Raw genomic sequence first — 4,864 nt, forward strand, 5'->3', positions numbered from 1 at the left:
GGGGTGCGGGTGGACGTGGAAATGGAGATGGAGACGACGGCGGAGGCGGAGTAGCGGCCAGGGTGGGTGACGCTGGGAGGCGGGCACCGCACTGCCTTCCGCCGTCACTTCTGCGTGCGGCCGCCCACGAGGCAGGCGCGGATGCCCTCCCCCGGCAGCACCGCCCATGTACGCGTGCCGCCGCCCGGCTCCCGGGCGTCGCCGAAGCCCCAGGCACGGCCCGTCGGTCATGTCGTCAAGCCCATGTGCGTACAGGACCGTGCGGAGGGCCGAGCGGACGATCTCAGGTGTGCGCGGGGCGGTGGAGAGGGTGAGGGTGCAGGCGAGGGTTTCGGGGTGGGGCACCGGGGGCCGGTTCATGGCGCCCGCCGGCTCCGGGGAGGGCCGCCATGCCGAGAGCACCCGGGAAGATCCCTTCTGCGGGGAAGGAGCCAACTGCTTCCGCACAGGAACCGGCACCGAGGGCAGCGCCCGCATCGCCGTCGCCGGGCAGGAGGACCGCCCCTGACCGACAGCCGTGAAGCCCTCCGTGCCCTCGTCCTGGGGATCGTGGCGGGGAAAGCCGGCCACCTGCTGCAGCACCAGTGCCCGTCAGCTCCCCGTGCGCGGGAACGTCACCTCCACTCGGCGGTTCTTCCTGCGGCCCTCCTCCGTGGAGTTGTCCGCGATGGGGTACTGCTCGGCGTACCCCCGTACGTCGAAGGTGATGTTCGGGTCGTTCAGCTTCTGGGCAAGGGCGCCCTGGACGGCGTTGGCGCGCCGTTTGGACAGGACCACGCCGTGCTCATGGCTGCCCAGGTTGTCCGTGAAGCCGAAGACACGGACCTGGGTCGGCTTGTACTTCTTGATCTCCTGCGCGATCGCGTCGATACGGGCCTTCGCCTGGTCGCTCAGCTTCGCGCTGTCCTTGCCGAACAGCACCTCGGCCTGAAGGGCGAACGTCACGTCCGCGTTGGTGTCCTCACGGCGCTCCTCGCCGCCCTGTTCCTCGACCACCGACTTGATGTCGAGCACCTTGGGCGCGGCGAGGGTCGCCCCCTCGGGCAGCTTGAGATCCGGGTCGGTCGGGTCGATCTCCACGGGAGCGGAGGCGGTGGGTTCGGTGCCGGGGGGCACGCTGGGGCCGTCGTCGGCATGAGCCGCCGTGGCGCCGCAGAGGTTGACCGCGACCATGAGGGCAGCGGTTGTGAGAGTCAGGGTGAGGCGGGTGTGGTTCATGGGGGCCTCACCCGGAGATCTTGATGGTGCCAGCAGGGAACTGGGGGAGCTGGAAGGTCACCTCAGTTGTGCTGGCGGGCGGCGACGGGAACTGCATGAAGACACCTACTGACTGTCCCGGCTTAAGGGCTGGGAACCCGGTCGTGGTAAGGGGGCGACCTTCAGTGTCCCGCAGCACGTAATAACGCTTCTTGCTTTTGGGGTCCACCAGAGTTGCCCCACCCAGGGAAACTCCGTGTCGAATGATCTCAGTTTCGTTTCCGCTTAGCTGCGCCGGGACGTTGGCCACCTTCGAGCCATCGTTCTTCAGGATTCCGTTTACGGTGACGAAGCCGCCCGAGTCTCGTTTGGCATCGGTGATCTGCAGGAGGAAGCCATCTGGTCCGGTCAGCTCAGCAAGCGGCTGAGCCGACTTTCCCTCTTGAGCATTCGGGTTAGACCCACTACTTTCGGAGGCGGACGCCGAGATTTCCGGCTTTTTGCTGTCATCGCCACCGCCGCAACCGGCCACACCGAGGGCCAGCCCGGTCGCTACGGTCAACGTGACCAACCCCCTGCGGGCCTTCTCAGTGAACCGAATGCTCATTACTCTGCTTCCTTCTCCACTCGTTGTTCGTTCTTCATTCGACCAGGTGGACATCGAATAGGTCCTCGGGGCGCGGTAGATCCATGAGGTGGTCCGGGTCGAGATCCCAGTGCTTGTCCTTGCAGGTGAGCCGCGGAAGTAGGTCCGTGTCCTCGGCGCCCTCGGTGGGGGGATCGAATGTGCAGAGCGGCTTGATGACGGCGCTGGCATGTGCTTTGGAGCGAACACTCTCCGTACCTGGAACGATGGATTTCCCCACGGCTTTAGCGCTCTGGACGTACACCGTGTACTTCAGTGCTGTCGGCTGCGGTTGACAGTCTTCCACGCGTGCATCGTTCTGTTGCGCCAGCTGATACGCACGCCAACACCCATTCAACTGAGCTGCATCGCCACCAAGAAAGTCCTGCCACTTGGTCGGGTCGAGCACGGCGTCGGCCCACTTTCCCGCGAGCTGATCCCGAGTGTCCTGCGCCGCCGCCAATGCTGCTGCATCTGCCGCCGTCTGCGCACTGTTTCTATTGACTGCTGCCTGACCGACCGCCAAGTACGCAAACGCAAGAAAGAGCAGGCCTGCCACCACCGTGATGTAGATGGGGAAAGCCTGCCCTGCATCGCCTAACCTACGCGGACGCGTCACCCGCCACCAGTGACTTCTGTGATCTTGTTCTTGATCGCATTGAAAATCGTCTGACCGATGTCCGTCCCCGTGATCGCCAGCACGATGGCCACCACCACCGCGATGATTCCCAGGTACTCGACCGCGGTCTGTCCTCTGTCGCCGGCGCGGCGGCGCATCGCAGCGGCCGTCGTGTTCTTCCAGCCGTTCACGCGGACCTTGGTCGCCACCGCGGTCTTCAGCATCAGGTCGCTCATGGTGTTCCCCTCCGGGTTCGGTCTCGGGCCCGCCTGCGATGTCGGCAATGTAGGCCGGAGCACCCGGTTCGCCGGAGGGTCCCGGGGCCCAAGTCCGGGCCCAAAGAGAGACGCGGACGCGCTTCTTCCGTGACGTCCTCATCCCGCCTCACCCCACTCCCCGCGACGTGTCCGGCGCCGTGCCCAGCCATTTGGCGGTGGCCTCGGCGCGGCTGGTGCTGTGAAGCTTGGCGAAGATGCGGTTGATGTGGTTCTTGACGGTCTTCTCGCTGATGAAACAGGCGGCGGCGATCTGCTGATTGGTCATGCCGGACGCGATGAGGTCCATGATCTCCGCCTCCCTGGTGCTGAGTTGGAACCTCGACCTGTCGACGGCGGCCGGACGGCCACCTGTCCACCCAGACGTCAACTGTCCCATATCTGGTTGCAGTTGCGAAAGCTTTTCCGGAGAAGTGGCTGATCCAATGGGTGTTGCGGCTTTCTTGGCGTGTGCAGTCGCACCCTCGGGCTGGCGCAGCCGGGCCAGGAGGGCGCCTGCCGCCGTGGGGGTGAAGTGGGCGCTTCCCGCTGTGACGTCCCTGACCGCCGCGACCAGCTGGTCCGCCGTGAACTCACCGTGGACCAGATAGCCGCTCGCGCCCCGGCGCAGGGCCTCCTGGACGGTTTCCGACTCCTGGCTGTAGGTCAGCATGAGGACCGGGGCGATCCCGGCCAGGTGCGGCAGGGCCGAGAGGCCGTCCACGCCGGGCATGCGGACATCGAGCAGGACGACGTCCGGACGGTGGCGCCGGGTGGCCTCCCAGGCGGCGCGGCCGTCCTCGGCCTCCGCGACCACCGTGATGTCCGGGTGGGCGGAGAGCAGGGCCGTCAGACCGGCGCGGACCACGGGGTTGTCGTCGGCCACGACCACACGGAGAGGGGTGGCGGGGGCGGGCTGCGGAAAGTCCTCGAAGGGATCGGGAGTCGTCCGGTCGTCCGGCACGGCGGCGGCCTCCTCTCGGGTCGTGGCGGGATGCGCGTTCATGAGGTCGGCACCACGGCTTTCAGGGGCAGTTCCACCCGGACCTCCGTGCCCTTCTCCCCCGCGCCGCGGCCTATGCGGATGCGGGCGCCCACCGAGGCCGCCCGTTCCGCCATCCCGACCAGGCCGAAGTGGCCCGCCCGGCGGAGGTCCTCCAGGCTCGTGCCGGGCGGCAGGCCGCGGCCGTCGTCCTGGACGCTGAGGCGCAGCAGGCCGTCGTGGACGCCCGCGCGCACGTCGACGCGGGTGGGCGCCGCGTGGCGGTGGGCGTTCTCCATCGCCTCCGCGACGATGGCGAGGAGCTGGTGGGCCACGGAGGGCGGAAGCGGCGGGATGTCCCTCCCGCCCGTCGGGCGGCAGGCGGCGGGCAGGCCCGTGCGGGCGGTGAAGTCGCGGGTGCGGTCCGTCAGTTCCGCGAGGACGTCGGTGCCCTGCTCCGAGGTGTGCTGCGCACCGTGCTGCGCGTCGTGGTCCGGGGCGTGCTCGTGGCGCAGGTCCCTCAGCAGTTCGCGGGCCTCGGCGGCGGCCTGGCGGGCCGAGCGGGCGACCAGTTCCGCCTGCTGCTTCACCCGGGCCGGGTCCATGCGGTCGGCGCTCGCCGAGTGCGCCAGGCCGTCGGCGACCAGGGCCACGCCGTGCAGGGTCTTGGCCACCGAGTCGTGCATCTCCCGGGCCAGGCGGGCGCGTTCGGCGGCGACCGCCTCCGTGACGGCCAGACGGGCCTGGACCTCGGTCAGGGCCCGGGTGGCCTCGCCGAAGCGGAGGAGCAGGTTGCGCAGGGTGACACCGGCCGCGCCCGCGATGACGCACAGGCCGGGGAACAGGGACGACTGGGCCAGGTCGGTGGAGAGATTCCCCGAGGCGGCGTGGACGAGCAGCAGGATCAGCAGCTGGAGGGAGGCGAAGACGCCCGCGCCCCGCCAGCCGTAGACGAGGCCGGCGAGGAGGGGGGTGCAGACGCTGACGTAGGCCAGGGTGCTGTTCGGGCCCGCCGCGATCAGGAGCAGGGCGCCGAAGAGGGTGTCGAGGGCCAGGAGGGTGGGGTGGCGCAGCAGGAGGGGGCCGAAGCGTTCCCAGTCCCTGAAGAGGACGTAGGACCCCATGAAGGTGACGACGACCGCCGTGCTGACCAGGCGGGTGGCCAGGCCGGGGGCGGCGTTGAGGAG

The 4,864-nt window shown here is 68.7% G+C and carries 6 protein-coding genes and 1 pseudogene; 1 reads left to right on the top strand and 6 read right to left on the bottom strand.

Annotated features, from left to right (window positions below):
- Positions 1 to 358: 358 nt before the first annotated feature.
- Positions 359 to 576 (top strand): annotated as a pseudogene (locus CCN35_RS29755) (hypothetical protein); the annotation flags it as partial.
- Between the two features lie 15 nt (positions 577 to 591).
- Here the strand turns inward: CCN35_RS29755 and CCN35_RS25425 are convergent.
- The 6 genes from CCN35_RS25425 to CCN35_RS25450 form a co-directional block, all read right to left on the bottom strand.
- Complete coding sequence (locus tag CCN35_RS25425; RefSeq protein WP_086794475.1) at positions 592 to 1,218, bottom strand: OmpA family protein; 627 nt, start codon at positions 1,216 to 1,218, stop codon at positions 592 to 594.
- A 7-nt stretch (positions 1,219 to 1,225) separates the two neighbouring features.
- Positions 1,226 to 1,804, bottom strand: a complete 579-nt coding sequence (locus CCN35_RS25430) for a hypothetical protein (RefSeq protein WP_086794477.1) — start codon at positions 1,802 to 1,804, stop codon at positions 1,226 to 1,228.
- Positions 1,805 to 1,838: 34 nt separating this feature from the next.
- The gene (locus CCN35_RS25435; protein WP_086794479.1) at positions 1,839 to 2,441 is read right to left on the bottom strand and encodes a pilus assembly protein TadG-related protein; all 603 of its coding nucleotides are present in this window, start codon (positions 2,439 to 2,441) and stop codon (positions 1,839 to 1,841) included.
- Positions 2,438 to 2,677 (bottom strand): Flp family type IVb pilin, encoded by a 240-nt coding sequence (locus CCN35_RS25440; RefSeq protein ID WP_086794481.1) that lies wholly within the window; start codon positions 2,675 to 2,677, stop codon positions 2,438 to 2,440. Before CCN35_RS25440 ends, CCN35_RS25435 begins: the two co-directional genes overlap by 4 nt.
- Positions 2,678 to 2,825: 148 nt before the next feature.
- Positions 2,826 to 3,701 carry a response regulator gene (locus tag CCN35_RS25445; RefSeq protein ID WP_086794483.1) on the bottom strand — a complete coding sequence of 292 codons (876 nt, stop codon included), beginning with the start codon at positions 3,699 to 3,701 and terminating at the stop codon, positions 2,826 to 2,828.
- Positions 3,698 to 4,864, bottom strand: a 1,167-nt coding sequence (locus CCN35_RS25450; protein WP_086794485.1) for a sensor histidine kinase, incomplete at its 5' end; no start/stop codon positions are given. The genes CCN35_RS25445 and CCN35_RS25450, both read right to left, overlap by 4 nt.

It is taken from the genome of Streptomyces thermovulgaris (assembly GCF_002155915.1).
Classification (GTDB): Bacteria; Actinomycetota; Actinomycetes; order Streptomycetales; family Streptomycetaceae; genus Streptomyces; species Streptomyces thermovulgaris.

Excerpts from the sequence above, each read along its gene's own strand:
- CCN35_RS25425 (WP_086794475.1), bottom strand. The coding sequence starts at position 1,218 with ATGAACCACACCCGCCTCACCCTGACTCTCACAACCGCTGCCCTCATG.
- CCN35_RS25430 (WP_086794477.1), bottom strand. The coding sequence starts at position 1,804 with ATGAGCATTCGGTTCACTGAGAAGGCCCGCAGGGGGTTGGTCACGTTG.
- CCN35_RS25440 (WP_086794481.1), bottom strand. The coding sequence starts at position 2,677 with ATGAGCGACCTGATGCTGAAGACCGCGGTGGCGACCAAGGTCCGCGTG.
- CCN35_RS25445 (WP_086794483.1), bottom strand. The coding sequence starts at position 3,701 with ATGAACGCGCATCCCGCCACGACCCGAGAGGAGGCCGCCGCCGTGCCG.